The organism is Citrobacter sp. Cu096 (assembly GCF_030332285.1).
GTDB lineage: Bacteria > Pseudomonadota > Gammaproteobacteria > Enterobacterales > Enterobacteriaceae > Citrobacter > Citrobacter meridianamericanus.
In genome coordinates this window covers 961,491-979,230 of sequence record NZ_JAOWID010000030.1, presented here as the reverse complement: position 1 = coordinate 979,230, position 17,740 = coordinate 961,491, and the positions used below count along the sequence as shown (strand labels likewise).

Sequence of the window (17,740 nt, the reverse complement as noted above, 5' to 3'; positions counted from 1 at the left end):
GCCGAAGCAGGGTTTGTCTTATACAGATAACCGATTAGTGACGCGCTCGTACAATCTGGTATTTACGCGTCAGGTACTCGACCGGAACGCTCCAGATGTGCACCAGGCGCGAGAATGGGAACAACAGGAACAGCGTCATCCCCAACACCAGGTGCATACGGAAAATAAACGCGACACCATCCAGATATTGAGACGCTCCGCCGTGGAAAGTCACCACAGACTGTGCCCAGTTCACCAGCTTCATCATCTCGCTGCCGTCCATATGCTGGGCAGAGAACGGAATGGTCAACAGGCCCAGCGCACACTGAACCACCAGCAGGGAAAGAATCAAAATATCTGCTGCAGTCGTGGTTGCCCGCACACGTGGGCTGAACAGACGGCGTTTAAGCAGTAAAACGCCACCAACCAGGCACATCACGCCGGATGCCCCGCCCGCAAACATCGCCATCTTCTGCTTCACTTCGAGCGGCAGCCACGCTTCATACATCCAGTGCGGCGTTAACATACCAAGGAAGTGACCGGCAAAAATACCCAGAATCCCGATATGAAACAGGTTTGACGCCATGTTCATCCCTTTACGATCCAGCATCTGGCTGGACGCCGCACGCCAGGTGTACTGTCCGTAGTCATAACGCAGCCAGCTGCCGATAAGAAAGACTGAACCTGCAATGTACGGATAGATGTCAAAGAAGAACGTATTCAGGAAGTGCATTATTGCTGTCCTCCGGTGGTGATATTCAGATACTGCGGCGCAACGGCCCCGGCAAAACGACGCTGATAAGCGGTGATTTCCGACTCGCCACACCCCTGATCGGCGAAGAATTTCACTTGCTCTTCTTCCCAAACTGCATCCAGCGCTTGTGGGGTATCATCACGCGCTTCATCCGCAATCTTTTCAGCCACTTTATCGCTGTCGATAACGGTATTCGCCAGTTTTAACAGCAGATCAAACAGCATCGCATAACGGCTTTCACGCTGTTGCAAACGTGCGCTGAGCAGCGCCAGAATTGGTGCTATATCCTGTAATCCAGCTAACGCTTCGCTTTTCGGCAGTTGCGCAAGGTATTCCAGATACAGCGGAAGATGATCGGGAAGCTCGCGGCTGTCGAGCTGCAAACCGTGCTGCTCATACTGCGACATCAGATCGACCATCGCCTGACCACGATCGCGGGACTCGCCGTGTACATGTTCAAACAACAGCAGCGAGGTGGCGCGACCACGGTCAAACAGTTCGCTATAGCTTGCCTGCACATCCAGCATGTCCTGCGCAGTGAGATCGCGCAGGAAAACGCCCAGGGTCTGGGCATCCTCTTTATCCAGGTTTTCAGATGACGCGAGTGCATCGAAAAGTTCCTGCTGATGCTGCCATAAGGCAGCATCCGGGTACTCGAGCAGACGCGAAACAATGACGAGTTCAATCATTGGTGCGGCTCCGTTTTGCTGGTCACATCAACAGCGTCGATGCGGCGGCTGTTGAACAGATTGAATTTAGTATCAGAACCGTGGCAACCGTCACCGAAGGTAAAGCCGCAACCGCTTTTCTCCGGGAATGCCTCACGCGCCAGTTCACGATGACTGCTCGGTACCACGAAACGATCTTCGTAGTTAGCAATCGCCAGATAACGATACATTTCCTGTGCCTGCGCTTCGCTTAATCCCACCTCTTCCAGCGCACGGGTATCAACTTTACCGTCAACGGTTTCCGCACGTTTGTAGTGACGCATCGCCAGCATACGTTTCAGCGCCAACAGTACCGGCTGTGTGTCGCCTGCGGTGAGGAGGTTCGCCAGGTATTGAACCGGGATACGCAAACTCTCAACGTCCGGCAGAATACCGTTGCTACCAAGCGTACCCGCGTCCGCGGCAGACTGAATCGGTGACAAAGGCGGCACATACCAGACCATCGGTAGCGTACGGTATTCCGGATGCAGCGGCAGCGCCAGCTTCCAGTCCATCGCCATTTTGTAAACCGGAGACTGTTGTGCAGCGTCAATGACGCTCAGCGGAATACCATCTTTCAGCGCCTGTTCAATAACCGCTGGATCGTTCGGATCGAGGAACACGTCCAGTTGACGCTGGTACAGATCCTTTTCGTGCTCGGTGCTGGCCGCGCTTTCGATCGCATCTGCGTCATACAGCAGTACGCCGAGATAACGGATACGACCAACACAGGTTTCGGAGCAAACGGTCGGTTGACCCGCTTCGATACGCGGATAGCAGAAGATGCACTTCTCGGACTTCCCGCTCTTCCAGTTGAAGTAAATCTTCTTGTACGGGCAGCCGGTGATGCACATACGCCAGCCACGGCACTTGTCCTGGTCGATCAGCACGATGCCATCTTCTTCACGCTTGTAGATAGCGCCACTCGGGCAGGTCGCCACACACGCCGGGTTAAGGCAGTGCTCACACAGGCGCGGCAAATACATCATGAAGGTGTTTTCGAACTGGCCGTACATTGCCTTCTGCATGTTTTCGAAGTTCTGGTCTTTGGCGCGTTTTTCGAACTCGCCGCCCAGAATTTCTTCCCAGTTAGGACCGCTGGTAATTTTGTCCATCCGCTGACCGGTGATCAGCGAGCGCGGACGGGCAATCGGCTGCGCTTTGCTGCCTTCCGGTGCGGTGTGCAGATTCTGATAGTCGAAATCAAACGGCTCGTAGTAGTCATCCATGCCCGGTAGATGCGGGTTAGCAAAGATTTTACCCAGCAGCAGCGCACGGTTACCCATGCGCGGTTGCAACTTACCGTTGATTTTACGGATCCAACCGCCCTTCCATTTTTCCTGATTTTCCCAGTCATTCGGGAAACCAACACCAGGCTTACTTTCGACGTTATTGAACCAGGCGTATTCCATACCTTCGCGGCTGGTCCAGACGTTTTTACAGGTCACTGAACAGGTGTGGCAGCCGATGCACTTATCGAGATTCAGCACCATGCCGACTTGTGAACGAATTTTCATTTTACGCTCTCCTGTACCTGGTCATTGCCTTCGCCATCCAACCAGTTAATGTTCTTCATCTTACGTACAACTACGAACTCATCGCGGTTTGAACCGACGGTACCGTAGTAGTTAAAACCGTATGCCAGTTGCGCATAGCCGCCGATCATGTGGGTCGGTTTCGGCGTAATACGGGTCACCGAGTTATGGATCCCGCCGCGCTGCTGGGTGATTTCTGAACCCGGCAGGTTAACGATGCGTTCCTGCGCGTGGTACATCATGGTCATCCCGGCCGGCACACGCTGGCTGACAACCGCACGTGCGGTCAGCGCACCGTTGCTGTTGAAAACTTCGATCCAGTCGTTATCTTCGATACCCAGTTCTTTCGCATCGACTTCACTCATCCACACGATCGGACCACCGCGTGACAATGTCAGCATCAGCAGGTTGTCGCTGTAGGTGGAGTGGATACCCCATTTCTGGTGCGGCGTCAGGAAGTTAAGCGCTTTTTCCGGGTTACCGTTAGACTTCTCACCCATCACCTCTTTCACTGAACGAGTGTCAATAGGTGGGCGGTAAACCAACAGGCTTTCACCGAAATCACGCATCCATTGATGATCCTGATACAACTGCTGGCGACCGGAAAGCGTACGCCATGGGATCAGTTCGTGAACGTTGGTATAACCGGCGTTATAAGACACATGTTCATCTTCCAGACCAGACCAGGTCGGGCTGGAAATAATTTTTCGCGGCTGCGCCTGAATGTCACGGAAGCGAATTTTTTCGTCTTCTTTATTCAACGCCAAATGTGCATGGTCACGTCCGGTAAATTCACTCAACGCTTTCCAGGCTTTCACGGCGACCTGACCATTGGTTTCAGGGGCCAGTGTCAGGATCATCTCAGCGGCATCAATAGCCGTGTTTAGACAAGGCTGTCCTTTCGCCGGGCCTTCCGCCTTGGTGTAGTTGAGCTTACGCAGCAGATCCATTTCGCTCTGGGTGTTCCAGGCAATACCTTTACCGCCGTTACCGATTTTTTCCATCAATGGACCGATAGAAGTAAAGCGCTCATAGGTTGCCGGGTAGTCACGCTCAACGGTCATGATGTGCGGCGCGGTAACCCCCGGAATCAGGTCGCATTCGCCTTTTTTCCAGTCTTTTACATCCAGCGGTTGCGCCAGTTCGGCGGCAGAATCGTGCTGGATTGGCAGCGTAACGACGTCGGTTTCTTTCCCGAGGTGGCCTACGCAGACTTCAGAAAATGTCTTCGCGATGCCTTTGTAGATTTCCCAGTCGCTTTTCGACTCCCAGGCTGGGTCAACGGCGGCAGACAGCGGATGAATAAACGGATGCATATCCGAGGTATTCATATCATCTTTTTCATACCAGGTTGCGGTAGGCAGCACGATGTCGGAATACAGACAGGTGCTCGACAGACGGAAGTCCAGCGTCACCACCAGATCCAGTTTGCCGTCCAGTCCGTTGTCATGCCATTCCACTTCTTCTGGCTTCACGCCGTTCTGCTGGCCCAAATCCATCCCCTGAATACCGTGCTCGGTACCCAGCAGGTACTTCAGCATGTACTCATGTCCTTTACCTGAAGAACCGAGCAGGTTAGAACGCCAGATGAACAGGTTACGCGGATGGTTTTTACCGTTTTCAGGTTGTTCCGCCGCAAAGCGAATCGAGCCTTCTTTCAGGGATTTCACGGTGTAATCCACCGGTGTCATACCTGCATTCTGCGCTTCTTGCGCGATATACAGCGGGTTGGTACCCAACTGAGGCGCAGATGGTAGCCAGCCCATACGTTCAGCGCGAACGTTAAAATCAATCAGGTGGCCGCTATAGCGGGATTTATCTGCCAGCGGAGACAGCAGTTCCTGCGCGGTGACCGTCTCATACCGCCACTGACTGGAGTGATTATAGAAGTAGGAGGTGCTGTTCATGTGACGCGCCGGACGCTGCCAGTCAAGGGCAAACGCCAGCGGCTGCCAGCCGGTCTGAGGGCGCAGTTTCTCCTGGCCGACATAGTGTGCCCAGCCGCCACCACTCTGACCCACACAACCGCAGAAAATCAGCATATTGATTAGGCCGCGATAGTTCATATCGAGGTGGTACCAGTGGTTCAGGCCCGCACCGACGATAATCATCGAACGACCGTGCGTCTTGTCGGCATTATCCGCAAATTCACGGGCGATGCGCACAATCTGAGCACGTGATACGCCGGTAATTTTCTCTGCCCATGCTGGGGTATACGCTTTCACGTCATCGTAGCTGGTCGCGCAATTTTCATCGTTCAGACCACGTTCCAGACCGTAGTTGGCCATGGTCAGGTCGTAAACGGTGGTCACCAGTGCGGTAGAACCATCGGCCAGTTGCAGACGTTTAACCGGCAATTTATGCAGCAGAATGTTTTCCAGTTCTACTTTGCTGAAATGTTCAGTACCTTCACCGCCAAAGTATGGGAAACCTACTTCAGCGATGTCATCCTGACTCCCCAGCAGACTGAGCTGCAGTTCGGTTTCATCACCAGATGTGCCGTCACGCTGCTCAAGGTTCCATTTGCCTTTTTCGCCCCAACGGAAACCAATTGAACCGTTTGGCGCAACCATTTCGCCGTTGCTGTTGATAGCAACAGTTTTCCATTCTGGATTGTTTTCCTGGCCCAGAGCATCAACCAAATCCGCCGCACGCAGCATACGACCAGCAGCATAGTAGCCGTCGCGCTCTTCCAGCATCACCAGCATTGGCATGTCGGTATAGCGACGTACGTAGTCGGTGAAGTACTGGCTCGGATTATCGAGGTGGAACTCGCGCAGCATGACGTGGCCCATCGCCATCGCCATCGCCGCATCGGTCCCTTGTTTCGGTGCCAGCCACAGGTCGCACAGTTTGGCAATTTCTGCATAGTCCGGCGTAATTGCTACCGTTTTGGTGCCTTTATACCGAACTTCAGTGAAGAAGTGCGCATCCGGGGTACGGGTCTGAGGTACGTTGGATCCCCAGGCAATAATATAGCTGGAGTTGTACCAGTCGGCGGATTCAGGTACGTCTGTTTGCTCACCCCAGGTTTGCGGAGATGCTGGCGGTAAGTCGCAATACCAGTCGTAGAAGCTCAGGCAGGTACCGCCGATCAGCGACAGGTAGCGCGCGCCAGAAGCGTAAGAGACCATGGACATTGCCGGGATGGGCGAGAAGCCAGCGACGCGGTCAGGGCCATAGGTCTTGATGGTATACACGTTAGACGCAGCAATCAGTTCGTTCACTTCCTGCCAGGAAGAACGAACGAAACCACCACGACCGCGCGCTTGTTTGAAGCTCTTTGCTTTGTCGGCGTCTTCGATAATAGACGCCCAGGCATCTACCGGATCGCTGTGTAATCTTTTTGCTTCACGCCACATCTTCATCAGACGTTTACGCATCAGCGGGTACTTCAGACGGTTAGCGCTGTAGAGATACCAGGAGTAGCTTGCACCGCGCGGACAGCCGCGAGGCTCGTGGTTTGGCATATCCGGACGAGTGCGAGGATAGTCAGTTTGCTGGGTTTCCCAGGTTACCAGACCATTTTTGACGTAGATTTTCCAGCTGCATGAGCCGGTGCAGTTTACCCCGTGGGTTGAACGCACGATTTTGTCATGCTGCCAACGCTGGCGATATCCATCCTCCCAGTCCCTGTTAGTATTGAGAAGCTGGCCGTGCCCATCGGCAAAGGTTTCGCCCTTCTGCTTGAAGTAGCGAAACCGGTCCAGGAATTTACTCATCGGTTTTCTCCTGTAGGAGCCTGACGGCTCTCTGATAAATCGACATTGCTTGATTGAGAGCGAAGGTAACGCTCTGAAAGGACGTAAGAATTGATAACGATCAAGGCAGACAGGGATGAAAAATGAGGGACAATTTTCACATACCCCCTTAGTGGGATATCTATAAATCAGTCAACTAACTGAATTATAATAATTTTTTTAAATACACTTATCATACAAATGTTAAATTCTTTATAAGTGGGTATTAAGGGGTATCCCCCCTGCCTGGCATCGTGAAAGCACCATACTCACAGGCAGTTGTTGTGCCCACATGATAAGTATGTTGTAACTAATGATAAGCAAAAAAAAGCGCGGTCTAACGCCGCGCAATGGATAATCAACAGTTACTGCTTTTTTACTTTTTAGAATGACGTCCGTATACCGCCCAGGTGATAACCACACAAGCGACATAGAAGATCAAAAAGACTTTCATCGCACCGACCGGAGAACCGGTTAATGCCAGGGATGTACCAAATGCTTTCGGAATAAAGAAGCCACCGATCGCACCAATAGCAGAGATAAAGCCCAACGCCGCCGCCGTATCGGTTGCTGCTTCACGCATCGCTTTCTCTTCTGAACCGCCTTCAGCTTTTACTCTGTCCATCGTCAGTTTACGGAAGATAACGGAGATCATCTGGAAGGTTGAACCACTCCCCAGCCCGGCCGTCAGGAACAGCGCCAGGAACACTGCGAAGAAAGCAATGAAGTTGCCTCCGACACCATTTGATGGCAGCGTCAGGAACAATAAGGCACTGAAAATAGCCATCAGCATGAAGTTCACCAGTGTGACACGGGTTCCGCCCAGACGGTCAGAGATTGCGCCACCTGCAGAACGCGCCAAAGCACCAATGAACGGGCCAAAGAAGGCGTAATGCAGGATCTGCACCTCAGGGAATTGCGTTTTCGACAGCATCGCAAATCCAGCTGAGAAACCGATAAAGGAACCGAAGGTCGCCAGATACAGCAGGCTCATAATCCACAAATGCCCGCGTTTCAGCACTGGTAATTGCTCTTTCAGCGAGGCTTTGGAGGTTGCCAGTTCGTTCATACCGAACCATGCGGCCAGCGTGAAAATAGCGAGGAATGGCACCCAAATCCATGCGGCATTTGCCAGATACAACTGCGTGCCATCCGGTTGTGCAACGCCGTGGCTACCGAACGCGGCAAAGATTGACAGTGAAACCACCAGCGGAGCGACCAACTGCATCACGCTGACACCCATGTTGCCCAGGCCACCGTTCAGCCCCAGCGCGCCACCCTGTTTCTGTTTTGGAAAGAAGAAACTGATATTTGCCATGCTGGAAGCAAAGTTCGCGCCGGCAAAACCGCACAGCAGAGAGATAATTATAAAGGTACTAAATGGCGTGGAGGTATCCTGCACCGCAAAGCCTAACCATACACAAGGAATGATCAGGATACCGGTACTGAATGCCGTCCAGCGACGGCCACCAAACAGGGGAACCATGAAGGAGTACGGTACACGCAGCAACGCGCCGGACACCGAGGGTAATGCCGTCAACATGAACAGTTGTTCGGTAGTGAAATCAAATCCAACTTTCGGTAAATTCACCGCCACGGCGCTAAATAACATCCACACACAAAACGCCAGCAGCAAGCAAGGAACGGAAATCCACAGGTTACGGCTGGCGATTCGTTGACCACGCTGTTGCCAGAAGGCGGGATCTTCTGGCCGCCATTCGGTAATTACAGCTCCAGATGCCCTTTCCGGGGCAGATGAGTGACTCATAGACACCTCTGATACTTGTTTCGATGCCTGCAACATTAGGGTTTACAGCTGGAGGTAAGTTGATATAAATCAAAGGAAAAGGTGTCATTATTCAGGCCTAAAATTTGTCATTACCCTAAGTGAGTACATAACTTAGGTAAAAAATATGTGGTTTTTCACGCCTCTGCCGTCCCCTACTCCCCCTCGTCCATGAACACTCCCCCTGACGGCAATTAAGAGGTAGCCCGTTTGAGGTATGGGTATACTCCAGTGTATCGTCGAGAATAACGCCACTGCCTGCAGCATCGTCATTCAATAAGGTTTTCTGTTCTGCGAAATCCGAAGGAACAAGTCACCATGTTTAAACGTTGTCTCTCTCCGCTGACGCTGGTCAACCAGGTGGCGCTGATTGTTTTGTTGTCCACTGCCATCGGCGTGGCAGGTATGGCTGTCTCCGGCTGGCTGGTTCAGGGCGTTCAGGGTAGCGCGCATGCAATCAACAAAGCAGGCTCGCTACGTATGCAAAGCTATCGCCTGCTGGCAGCTATCCCGTTGGATGCTAATGATCAACCGCTACTGGATGAAATGGAGAAAACGGCGTTTAGTCCGGAATTGACGCGTGCTGCTGAGCGCGACGGACAGCAAACGCAGTTAAAAGCATTACAGGATTACTGGCATACCGAACTGGCACCGGGGCTTTTACATGCGCAGACACCTGATGCGGTCGCGCAGGATGTTACGCGCTTTGTGGTTGGACTGGATAAACTGGTTACCGCCTTTGATCATACTACCGAATTACGTATTGAACGCGTCGTCCTGCTGCATCGCCTGATGGCCATATTTATGGCATTGCTGCTGGTCTTCACTATTATCTGGCTGCGGGTGCGTCTGTTACAGCCCTGGAAACAGCTGCTGATAATGGCGCGAGCGGTCAGCCAGCGTGATTTTACCCAACGCGCGCATATTAGCGGGCGTAATGAGATGGCGGCTCTGGGTTCGGCACTGAATAACATGTCGGAAGAACTGGCTGAGAGTTATGCCGTGCTGGAACAACGCGTACAGGAGAAAACGGCGGGGCTGGAGCATAAAAATCAGATCCTCTCTTTCCTGTGGCAAGCCAACCGCCGTCTGCACTCACAGGTGCCGTTATGCGAACGCCTCTCCCCGGTATTGAACGGCCTGCAAAATTTAACCCTGCTGCATGATATAGAACTGCGGGTCTATGACCTGGAAGATGAAGATAACCACCAGGAATTTACCTGTCAGTCCGATGCCAGTTGTGATGAGAAAGGCTGTCATTTGTGTCCACGTGGGACGCTACCTGCCATTGACGGCGGTATCACACTGAAATGGCGTCTGACCGATACACATACACAATATGGTATTCTGCTCGCCACGTTGCCGTACGGACGCCATCTCAGCCACGATCAACAGCAGCTGGTCGATACGCTGGTTGAGCAACTGACCGCAACGCTTGCACTCGACAGGCATCAGGAGCGTCAGCAGCAGTTGATCGTGATGGAAGAGCGTGCCACCATTGCGCGCGAACTTCATGATTCTATTGCACAATCGCTCTCCTGTATGAAGATGCAGGTTAGCTGTTTGCAGATGCAGGGCGATGCGCTTTCAGATAACTGCCGCGAGCTGCTCAGCCAAATTCGTAATGAGCTGAATGCTTCGTGGGCGCAACTGCGTGAGCTGTTGACGACCTTCCGTTTACAGCTGACGGAACCTGGATTGCGACCCGCGCTGGAAGCCAGCTGTCAGGAATACAGCGCCCGTTTTGGATTTACGGTTAAGCTGGATTATCAGTTGCCGCCGCGTCTGGTCCCTTCACATCAGGCGATTCACCTGCTACAAATTGCCCGCGAAGCCCTGAGCAACGCTCTTAAACACTCGCAAGCCAATGAAGTGGTCGTGACGGTGGTGCAAAATGGCAAGCAGGTCAAACTGACAGTACAAGATAACGGCTGTGGCGTACCAGAAAACGCCGAACGCAGTAACCACTACGGTATGATAATCATGCGTGACCGCGCGCAGAGCTTGCGCGGCGATTGCCGTGTACGCCGTCGCGAGACAGGCGGTACTGAAGTTGCTGTCACTTTTATTCCCGAAACAAACTTCACAGAAGTCCAAGGAGATACCCATGAGTAATCAGGAACCGGCAACCATCCTGTTGATCGACGATCATCCGATGCTGCGAACCGGTGTAAAACAGCTTGTCAGCATGGCGCCCGATATCACCGTGGTCGGTGAAGCCAGCAATGGCGAGCAGGGTATTGAGTTGGCAGAATCCCTTGATCCCGATCTGATCCTTCTCGATCTCAACATGCCCGGCATGAACGGTCTGGAAACACTCGACAAGCTGCGTGAGAAATCGCTGTCGGGCCGTATCGTGGTGTTTAGCGTATCCAATCATGAAGAAGACGTGGTTACCGCACTGAAGCGTGGCGCCGACGGCTATCTGTTGAAAGATATGGAGCCGGAAGATTTGCTGAAAGCATTGCAGCAGGCAGCCGCTGGTGAAATGGTGCTAAGCGAAGCACTAACCCCGGTTCTGGCCGCCAGCCTGCGCGCCAATCGTGCAACGTCGGATCGTGATGTCACCCAACTGACACCGCGCGAACGCGATATTCTTAAGCTGATCGCCCAGGGCCTGCCGAACAAAATGATCGCCCGCCGTCTGGACATCACCGAAAGTACGGTAAAAGTTCATGTGAAACATATGCTGAAGAAAATGAAGCTCAAATCACGCGTTGAAGCGGCGGTATGGGTGCATCAGGAACGCATTTTCTGATAATGCATTAACGAGGATCATTTTCCGAAACGTTAATAAACGGTTCGGTCAGTGAGAGCGTGATCTCATTGGAAGAGACACGCTGGCCCAGCTCATCTTCTACCACCACAGACAACCGCCAGCGGTTCATCGCCCCTTCTCTGCTGTCCCATTTTGGCATAATAATTGTCCAGCCCTGCGCGCTTCTGCTATTACTGCCAGCCGTTAAGCTCAACGCCTGGGTATCGCCCTGCCACGTCAGGTGGCGAATCCCATACTGACTACGTACTTGCAATTTCAGCGCCACCGTCTCTCCCCCTTTGAGATCCCACGGTGGCGTGGCCAAAAATACCGACAGGGTTTTACGCTGGCGATATTCCAGCGTCGGCAGATTGTTGCGCTGCGGATCGTCATAACGACTGCCACGCAGCGAACGGCTGTTTGCCACCTCGCTGACCATCAGTTGTTTTTTTAGCGGCACGCCAAATCGGTAATTGAGCGTGAAGCCGAGGTTATTCTGGCTGATGCCGCTTTCACCCTGCTTGTGCTGCGCTGTCACTGTGATCAGCGGCACCGGCGTATAGCTCAGCCCGAGATTCATCGCCACCGGGTTGTGGTACCCGGTGCCCGAATGAAAAAGATCTACCTGGTCGCCAAAATACTGCTCCACACTGATGCTGGTATTAAGGTGTTGGTAAAATGGCATGCGCATTTGCGCGGTCAGATCATAGCCGCGGGCCATCCGTTGTTGCTGGGTCACAGAGCGCTCCTGCCAGGAGGAAAACGGCTGATAATAGTTAGCAGATAAGCGCAAATTTTTGCCCCATACCTCTGCACCGAGACCTCCCCGGGGCAGATTTTCATCCAGCAGGTTGTCATAAAAGGTGTTGTAACCCAGTAACCAACCGTCACGTACCCAGCGCTGCCCAATCCCCGCATTACTGACCAGTCCTTCATCCTGCTGCGTCAGTCCCAGCTGGCTCCAGGTGAGATAACGTTGATTGTCTTGCCACGGGATAAACCAGCTCCCCCGACTCCCGTTAAAACTGCCTTCGTTATCAACCTGCAACCCAACGCTGGCATTTCCCCACACAGAGAGCCAGGATTCCAGTTGCTGATTCACTTGCTCGCTAACCGTATCACGCACCTGACCAAACGCGAACTGCTTCGCCTGTTCACCCGTATCAAGCCCGTTATCGGTCATGCTGGCTTCACCGAACGCTTTGACCATTTCGGCAAAGTGCTTTTCGCCCGCCCGCGACTCCGGTGCCATGCCGAGATCGGGCAAGCCATCACTATTGTTATCGAAAGGGTTTTCCGCCTGATGAATGAAAGACGATTGCGCACTGGCAGTACCGCCTGCCAACGGCAAGAGTGAGAATACAGCGAGAGATAAATAAATATTATGGCTCAAATCGTTAGCGGTTTCTTACATCAATTAGCCACAGCGGCATACTTACCTTAAACCATAACGTCTTCAGCATTGATTTTCAGCCCTTCCCACCTTTTTCGGCATTATCCTGGCATCAAGAAAGAGGTGTAACATACGTGTCAGTTATTAACGCTCATATGCAGCAAAAGGAGTAAAAATGCAAAAGATAGTGATCGTCGCGAACGGTGCGGCCTACGGAAGCGAATCGTTATTCAACAGCCTGCGTCTGGCTATCGCCTTGCGCGAACAAGAAGGCTCTCTCGACCTGCGTCTGTTTTTAATGTCAGACGCGGTAACTGCGGGATTGCGTGGCCAGAAACCCGCTGAAGGATACAATATTCAGCAAATGCTGGAGATTCTGACGGCGCAAAATGTTCCGGTGAAACTGTGCAAAACCTGCACCGATGGCCGTGGGATCACGGCGCTACCGTTAATTGACGGAGTGGCCGTCGGCACGCTGGTTGAACTGGCGCAATGGACGCTGGATGCAGATAAGGTATTGACCTTCTGATACAACGTTTTCAGGCAAGCGCACTGAAAGTGTCGATAATTTCCGGATTTAATTGTAGATGGGCGCGGTTTCGTTGAACGTTAGCACGCCCTTTCAACCCTTTTGAGGGATTTTATCACTTTTGTTTAATCGTTATGCCATTTTTTGATCAAAATCAGCATCCTGTTGCTCCCCCTTTGGTGTTATGCAATGAGTGAAATGTGAACAACATCACGCAGCACTTTCGACAGAAAGTACGTTGTTTTCAAGAACGGGGTGAAAAATGGCATTAGTGAAGGCGAGTTTAAAGTTATTTGGTGGCGATACGGTGGTTGTGCGCTGTTCTGAGCGCTGTCATATCCATTTGATGAGCGAGAAAAATCACGTCAAAGACACGCAGTCCGACATTTTAAGCGTGCAGGATCGTGATAACGCATGGCTGACCGTGCCCTATACGGGCATCTGGAATGTGCTGATCGACAGCCACAGCCAGTCGCTTGAGCATTCGATAAGTTATATTGCAGCCTAAGCGTTAAATGCCCGAAAAGCGTCTGGCTTTCGGGCATTCAGTTCCTGGCGGGGTTCAGGCATACCCTGGTCGCATAACGCCCTCCGGCAGATTCTCTCCCAACAATCGTTTGACCGTAATCACCAGATCGTTAAGACAGTCATCCTGCATCCCCAACTTAACCAGCTCTTGTTCCAGCGAGAACAAATACTGGGCGTTGGTGCCTAAAGGCCCGCTCGCCGCAGCAATAAGCGGAGCGATCACCTGCGCACGCGTGTCTGACTCAAACAGCGGATGGCGCGGATCCATAATGAAGACCAGCGCGTTCACCGTCCGACCATCATCCAGCGCCAACTGGCACCAGGTGGGCAGATAGCATCCGGTTATCATTTCACGCTTCCACAGTAAAGAAAGCTCTTGTTCCAACGACGCGTGCGGTAAGCGGTAGGCTACGCCGGTGGTGCGTCCGCCCTCTTTCAAGGCCAACATGCGTCCAGGCTGACCCGCCGTTCCTCTCCCCGCCGTCAGGCGCAGGCAAAAAGCACGGTGCCAGCCGACTAACGTCCCGGTACAGGACTCATCAAACTCTAAGGCCGGATTCCACATCAACGATCCATAACCGAAGATCCACACCGGTCCATCATCGGGTCGGCAAGCAAGCGTGGCGGCCAGTGAAGCTGCCCGTTGTTCCGCTGACCAGAGTAGTGATTCTTCAATAGCACCAAACGCCGTCTTACAGTCGGCATTCAATAAAAAATCACGCGTTAACACCTTACACCTCCGCCACTGCTGCTTCCGTGCGACAACTTTTTTGACGCCTTCCAGGCTTTTTACTGCTCATTTTGAAACCAATAGCTGGACAATAGGCAATTCGCCGCTCGCTTGCAAGGCAACAAAGCGTCAACGGCACTTTATATCCTCTCGCGTTGCTAAACCCTGCACTATCATTTGTATCAGTACTATTAGCAATTCTTGTTGACGGTAAAATCTAATGCTTTGTTATTTAAATACTCTATAAACAAGATATGCAATTTTGTTCGCTTTGATGCAAAAAATGTTCCATGCCGTAAAATTACGTAAAATCAGATCGGAATTACCGAAAGATCTGTTATTTTTTACATTCTTTAATACTTTTATAATTATAAATACCTGCAGAGATGGAGAATTAGTTCAATGACACAAGTACATGAGGCGGTAAAAACCCGCCACAAGGAGACCTCTCTCGTCTTCCCGATTTTGGCGCTGGTAGTCCTGTTCTTCTGGGGGAGCAGTCAGTCACTACCAGTGGTCATCGGTATTAATGCGCTGGCCCTTATTGGTATATTAAGCAGCGCATTCAGCGTTGTCCGTCATGCGGATGTATTAGCGCATCGACTTGGCGAACCCTACGGGTCACTGATCCTCAGCCTGTCCGTTGTTATTCTTGAAGTCAGTTTGATCTCGGCATTAATGGCGACCGGTGATGCTGCGCCTACCCTCATGCGCGATACGCTGTATTCAATCATTATGATCGTCACCGGCGGTCTGGTCGGTTTTTCATTACTGTTGGGTGGACGTAAATTTGCTACACAGTATATGAACCTGTTTGGTATTAAACAGTATTTAATCGCCCTGTTCCCACTGGCCATTATTGTACTGGTGTTCCCAATGGCTTTACCGGGCGCGAATTTCACGACGGCGCAGGCGCTGTTGGTCGCATTAATTTCTGCGGCAATGTACGGTGTATTTTTGCTGATTCAAACCAAAACCCACCAAAGCCTGTTTATTTACGAGCATGAAGACGAAGGCGACGATGACGACCCGCATCACGGTAAGCCGTCAGCACACAGCAATATGTGGCACGCCGCCTGGCTTATCATTCATCTGATCGCCGTTATCGCCGTAACCAAGATGAACGCCAGCCCACTGGAGACATTGCTGACAGAACTGAATGCACCAGTAGCCTTTACCGGTTTCCTGGTCGCGTTACTCATCCTCTCTCCTGAAGGACTGGGCGCGCTGAAAGCGGTGCTGAGCAATCAGGTACAGCGGGCGATGAATTTGTTCTTCGGTTCGGTATTAGCCACTATTTCACTGACCGTACCGGTGGTGACGCTGATCGCATGGGCAACCGGAAATGATTTAGTGTTTGCGCTGGGCGCGCCAGAGATGATTGTGATGGTTTCATCACTGGTACTGTGCCATATCTCTTTCTCCACTGGACGCACCAATGTGCTTAACGGTGCGGCTCATCTGGCGCTGTTTATCGCCTATCTGATGACAATATTTGCCTGATGAAAAAAGCCGGACCCGACTCAACTTGTCGGGTCCGGCTTTTTATTTCCTTTCGTAGGCCTGATAAGCACAAGCTCTGTCAGGTATACAAAATGACTTAGTTCTCGGTATCCAGCTCGTCGAAGCTTTTCACCAGGTCATCAATGGCTTTAATCTGCGTCAGGAACTGTTCCAGTTTCGCCAGCGGCAGCGCGGATGGGCCATCGCATTTCGCATTGGCTGGATCCGGATGCGCTTCAATGAACAGGCCTGCCAGACCGACTGCCATACCTGCACGCGCCAGTTCGGTAACCTGCGCACGACGCCCACCGCTTGCTGCACCAAACGGATCGCGACACTGCAGCGCATGGGTCACGTCGAAAATCACCGGCGAGTTGCCGGAGACCTTTTTCATCACGCTAAAGCCCAGCATATCCACAACCAGGTTGTCATAACCAAAGTTCGCGCCACGGTCGCAGAGAATAACCTTATCGTTACCGCCTTCATGGAATTTATCCACGATATTACCCATCTGACCAGGGCTTACGAACTGCGGTTTCTTCACGTTAATAACGGCACCGGTTTTCGCCATCGCTTCCACCAGATCGGTCTGGCGAGCGAGGAATGCCGGCAACTGAATCACATCCACCACGTCAGCAACAGGTTGCGCCTGGCTGGCTTCGTGGACGTCGGTGATCACTTTTACGCCAAAAGTTTGCTTCAGTTCCTGGAAGATTTTCATCCCTTCTTCAAGGCCCGGTCCACGGTAAGAGTGGATGGAAGAACGGTTGGCTTTATCAAAGGAGGCTTTGAACACGTAAGGGATACCCAGCTTTTGAGTAACGGTTACGTAGTGCTCACAAATGCGCATCGCCAGATCGCGGGATTCCAGCACGTTCATTCCGCCAAACAGCACGAACGGCAGGTCATTTGCCACGTTGATGTCGCCAATGCTAACCACTTTTTGTTTCATAGGATCGCCTTAAACGGTAGGTAAAGTGTCATTAATCAATGCAATACAATTTGTTTGTGCGAAATAGTATTAATCTGCGCACGAATCATTTCGCTGATCGGGTCTTCCGGACACTGTTCAACGAAATAGCTTAAATCGGTCAGCGCAACATGCTCACACTCCAGCTGCGCGTAGATTAATCCACGGTCGCGTATTTCATACGGGTCTTCAGGATTAAACTGTAATAATGCTTCGCTGGCACGCAGGGCCAGTTCCATTTGCCGCTCTTCCATCAGCGATGATTTCAGCGTGTCCAGCAGTTTGCGGATCACTTCCGCGTTATCCGCTTCATCCAGGTCCTCGTTAAATAACTCCGCAACCGGGCTGATATTCCCTTTCAACCAGACTTCCAGCGTGTGCTCATTTAACGTTTCGCCATTGAACGGATTGATTAGCCACATTTCGCCATCGAGCGATTCAATACGCAGGATGAGTTGTGTCGGGAAAATCACCGGCACCAACGGCAGTTCCAGTCGGTTGGCAATCCATAATAAGATCGCGCCCAGCGACACGGCGCTGCCCTGACGATTTTTCAGAACCTGGTCAAGCCATAGTGCATCAGAAAGACGATAGACGCCGTGGGTGTCCGTAAACCCCCATTCGCCATAAAAAAGTGCCAGCAGTTTTTCCAGTTGCTCATCCTGAGACAGGAGCTGGCTAATTTCTTCTTGCGCCAGACTAACCAGACGTTCCAGTTCGTCATAGACAGTTTGTGTTGGAAAATCCAGACGGATAGTCTCCGACGCCAGGATCATCCCATCACACAATGGCGCTTTATTAAATTCGAAATCAGCTAACGACCTCATG

General features: G+C 52.0%; 14 protein-coding genes. 5 read left to right on the top strand and 9 right to left on the bottom strand.

Annotated elements, in window-relative coordinates; genetic code table 11:
- Nucleotides 1-34 precede the first annotated feature (34 nt).
- The 5 genes from narI to OGX99_RS19005 form a co-directional block, all read right to left on the bottom strand.
- Nucleotides 35-712, bottom strand: a complete 678-nt coding sequence (gene narI, locus OGX99_RS19025) for a respiratory nitrate reductase subunit gamma (RefSeq protein WP_151219391.1) — start codon at nt 710-712, stop codon at nt 35-37.
- Nucleotides 712-1,422: a nitrate reductase molybdenum cofactor assembly chaperone gene (gene narJ / locus OGX99_RS19020; RefSeq protein WP_151219392.1), complete on the bottom strand. Its 711-nt coding sequence runs from the start codon at nt 1,420-1,422 to the stop codon at nt 712-714. The genes narI and narJ overlap by 1 nt, the downstream gene beginning before the upstream one ends.
- Complete coding sequence (gene narH / locus OGX99_RS19015; protein WP_151219393.1) at nt 1,419-2,957, bottom strand: nitrate reductase subunit beta; 1,539 nt, start codon at nt 2,955-2,957, stop codon at nt 1,419-1,421. The genes narJ and narH overlap by 4 nt, the downstream gene beginning before the upstream one ends.
- Nucleotides 2,954-6,697: a nitrate reductase subunit alpha gene (locus tag OGX99_RS19010; RefSeq protein ID WP_151219394.1), complete on the bottom strand. Its 3,744-nt coding sequence runs from the start codon at nt 6,695-6,697 to the stop codon at nt 2,954-2,956. Before OGX99_RS19010 ends, narH begins: the two co-directional genes overlap by 4 nt.
- Nucleotides 6,698-7,091: 394 nt before the next feature.
- Nucleotides 7,092-8,483 carry a NarK family nitrate/nitrite MFS transporter gene (locus tag OGX99_RS19005; protein ID WP_252837646.1) on the bottom strand — a complete coding sequence of 464 codons (1,392 nt, stop codon included), beginning with the start codon at nt 8,481-8,483 and terminating at the stop codon, nt 7,092-7,094.
- Between the two features lie 336 nt (nt 8,484-8,819).
- Here OGX99_RS19005 and narX point away from each other — a divergent pair, with 336 nt between their 5' ends.
- Both narX and narL read left to right on the top strand, forming a co-directional pair.
- Nucleotides 8,820-10,616 (top strand): nitrate/nitrite two-component system sensor histidine kinase NarX, encoded by a 1,797-nt coding sequence (gene narX / locus OGX99_RS19000; RefSeq protein ID WP_151219396.1) that lies wholly within the window; start codon nt 8,820-8,822, stop codon nt 10,614-10,616.
- The gene (gene narL, locus OGX99_RS18995) at nt 10,609-11,259 is read left to right on the top strand and encodes a two-component system response regulator NarL (RefSeq protein WP_045443652.1); all 651 of its coding nucleotides are present in this window, start codon (nt 10,609-10,611) and stop codon (nt 11,257-11,259) included. Before narX ends, narL begins: the two co-directional genes overlap by 8 nt.
- A gap of 7 nt (nt 11,260-11,266) precedes the next feature.
- Here the strand turns inward: narL and OGX99_RS18990 are convergent, their stop codons facing one another.
- A complete protein-coding gene (locus OGX99_RS18990; protein WP_210905166.1) occupies nt 11,267-12,652 on the bottom strand; it encodes a YchO/YchP family invasin in 1,386 nt (461 codons plus the stop codon).
- Nucleotides 12,653-12,827: 175 nt separating this feature from the next.
- Between OGX99_RS18990 and OGX99_RS18985 the strand changes: the two genes are divergently transcribed.
- Nucleotides 12,828-13,181 (top strand): DsrE/DsrF/TusD sulfur relay family protein, encoded by a 354-nt coding sequence (locus OGX99_RS18985; protein WP_151219398.1) that lies wholly within the window; start codon nt 12,828-12,830, stop codon nt 13,179-13,181.
- 262 nt (nt 13,182-13,443) lie between these two features.
- Nucleotides 13,444-13,689, top strand: coding sequence for a DUF1883 domain-containing protein (locus OGX99_RS18980; RefSeq protein WP_003020763.1), 246 nt, complete (start codon nt 13,444-13,446; stop codon nt 13,687-13,689).
- A 54-nt stretch (nt 13,690-13,743) separates the two neighbouring features.
- On the opposite strand, the gene OGX99_RS18975 is transcribed toward OGX99_RS18980, so the two are convergent.
- Nucleotides 13,744-14,439 (bottom strand): gamma-glutamylcyclotransferase, encoded by a 696-nt coding sequence (locus OGX99_RS18975; protein ID WP_252837647.1) that lies wholly within the window; start codon nt 14,437-14,439, stop codon nt 13,744-13,746.
- Nucleotides 14,440-14,841: 402 nt separating this feature from the next.
- Between OGX99_RS18975 and chaA the strand changes: the two genes are divergently transcribed.
- Entirely contained in the window at nt 14,842-15,942 is a 1,101-nt protein-coding gene (gene chaA / locus OGX99_RS18970; protein ID WP_003020769.1) for a sodium-potassium/proton antiporter ChaA, read from the top strand.
- Nucleotides 15,943-16,039: 97 nt separating this feature from the next.
- Here the strand turns inward: chaA and kdsA are convergent, their stop codons facing one another.
- Together kdsA and sirB1 are read right to left on the bottom strand one after the other, a co-directional pair.
- On the bottom strand, nt 16,040-16,894 hold the full coding sequence (gene kdsA / locus OGX99_RS18965; RefSeq protein ID WP_003020772.1) for a 3-deoxy-8-phosphooctulonate synthase: 855 nt from the start codon (nt 16,892-16,894) through the stop codon (nt 16,040-16,042).
- A 35-nt stretch (nt 16,895-16,929) separates the two neighbouring features.
- Nucleotides 16,930-17,739, bottom strand: a complete 810-nt coding sequence (sirB1, locus tag OGX99_RS18960) for an invasion regulator SirB1 (protein ID WP_187252325.1) — start codon at nt 17,737-17,739, stop codon at nt 16,930-16,932.
- Nucleotide 17,740 lies beyond the last annotated feature (1 nt).